General features: G+C 58.8%; 1 protein-coding gene. It reads left to right on the forward strand.

Going from position 1 to position 2,191, the window contains the following annotated elements:
- Nucleotides 1-2,191: DEAD/DEAH box helicase family protein (locus AC5Y4D_RS27245; protein ID WP_500038763.1), on the forward strand; the 2,191-nt coding region annotated here is incomplete at both ends.

Consider the following 2,191-nt stretch of genomic DNA (forward strand, 5'->3'; position numbering starts at 1 on the left):
TGTGATCACTACGACATATCTCGGTGCCACGGATGCTCGCGCCCTTGACGCTCTTGCCAATGACTTCGGCGCCGAAGTTCGGATTAACTATGAAATCGACCGCACCCGGCTACACGCCAAGGCTTGGATGTTGCGGCGCAACACCGGGTTTCACACCGCGTATGTCGGTTCCAGCAATCTTTCCCATGCCGCACTTGTGGATGGATTGGAATGGAACGTCCGTCTGTCCGCTAAGACGACTCCGCATCTCCTAGAGAAGTTCCGCGCCACCTTCGACTCGTATTGGGAGACCAGGGAGTTCGAGGCTTATAGGCCGTCAGAAGACGGGGACCGTCTGCGGGCGGCGCTACAGACCGCATCGGGGAACCGTGCACGCGACGGGATAACGGTTACCCTCTCTGGTCTTGAGGTCGCTCCCAAGCCCTATCAGGCCGAGATACTCGAAGAGCTCGACGCAGAGCGCACAATTCACGACCGCCACCGCAATCTGGTCGTTGCAGCCACTGGAACCGGGAAGACCGTCATCGCGGCTCTGGATTATCGACGGCTTTCGCGAGAAACCCACAATCGTGACCTGACACTCCTGTTCGTCGCGCACCGCAAGGAGATTTTGCAGCAATCGCGGCGCATGTATCAGGAAGTCTTGACTGATCCTACTTTCGGTGAACTACTTGTTGACGGACACGAACCGACTAGCTGGCGCCATGTGTTTGCCAGCATCCAGTCTCTTTCACAGGCAAGGCTTTCGGCGGTTGCGCCCGGGCGGTTCGACGTCGTAGTCATCGACGAATTTCATCATGCTGAGGCCACGTCCTATCGGCGCCTCCTTGAGCATGTGCGTCCGATCGAACTATTGGGACTCACCGCCACCCCTGAACGTGCCGACGGCGTCGATGTGCGAGTCTTCTTTGACGGGCGAGTCGCCGCTGAGCTGCGCTTATGGGAAGCGTTGGAACAGAATCTGTTGTGTCCGTTCCACTACTTTGGCATTTACGACGGAACTGATCTCGAGGCCATCCAATGGAAGCGCGGACGGTACGATTCCACAGCGCTAAGCACTGTCTATACCGGTAACGATGCCCGCACGCGCATTGTGCTGAAAGAGCTGAGCGACAAGGTTACTGACGTTGCGGCCATGCGTGCGTTGGGCTTTTGCGTCAGTGTTGAGCACGCGCGGTATATGGCACAACGTTTCAACGAAGCTAATATCCCTGCGCGAGCGGTATCTGCCGAAACTTCAGCCGGTGACCGGCGTGCCGCTCTCGAGGACTTGCGCAGCCGCACTATCAATATCCTCTTCGCAGTTGATCTCTTCAACGAAGGCCTGGACATCCCTGAGGTCGACACCGTGCTGTTTCTCCGCCCCACAGAGAGCGCAACTGTCTTCTTGCAGCAGTTAGGCCGCGGACTGCGGCTGACCCGGGGCAAGACCGTCCTGACCGCACTAGATTTTGTTGGGCATCAACGTCGTGAGTTCCGGTTTGATCAACGTTTCCGAGCCATGACAGGCCTTGGCGGAAAAGCGCTGCAGCGGCAGATGGAGGAAGGTTTCCCGTTCCTGCCCTCGGGGAGTCAGATCGTCCTTGACCGGGTCGTGCAAGACCTTGTCTTGGAAAACATCCGCCAACAGGTCGCTCCGAGATGGGCCGTATTGGTTTCCGAGGCGCGGGCGCATCCGGACAACCAGTTGGCTTCCTATCTCAGCGCTTACGGGCGCGGCCTGGAAGACGTTCTAAAAAGCAATCGTTCGTGGACGTCGTTGTGTCGCGATGCCGGCAAACTCGACTCCAACGTCGGACCCCGCGAGACCGACCTAATCAAGCGCGTTCGTGCGGTCGCCCACGTCGACGATCGGCGTCGTTGGCAGGCATACCGCGCCATTCTGGACGGGACTCGCGAGCCGGACAGCCTCATAGGGAGGCGATTGGTGGGGATGTTGTTCTACTCGTTGAACCCGAATGGTGGCGGATTCGACTCCGCTGCAGTGGGACTCGATGCGCTCCAAGGTGAAGCTGTGGCTGACGAGCTGCGCCAGGTGATCGACATTGCTTTTGACAGCGCCCGGCGGACCACCTACGAGCTGGGAAGCCTCGTACCTGAGCTTTCCCTGGTGCCTCTCGAAGTGCATGCGAGTTATTCGCGCGAAGAGATTCTTGCTGCGCTGGGGTTTGCGTCCCAACGCCGCACGCCC

The sequence above is a fragment of the Mycobacterium sp. NGS67 genome, assembly GCF_059812185.1.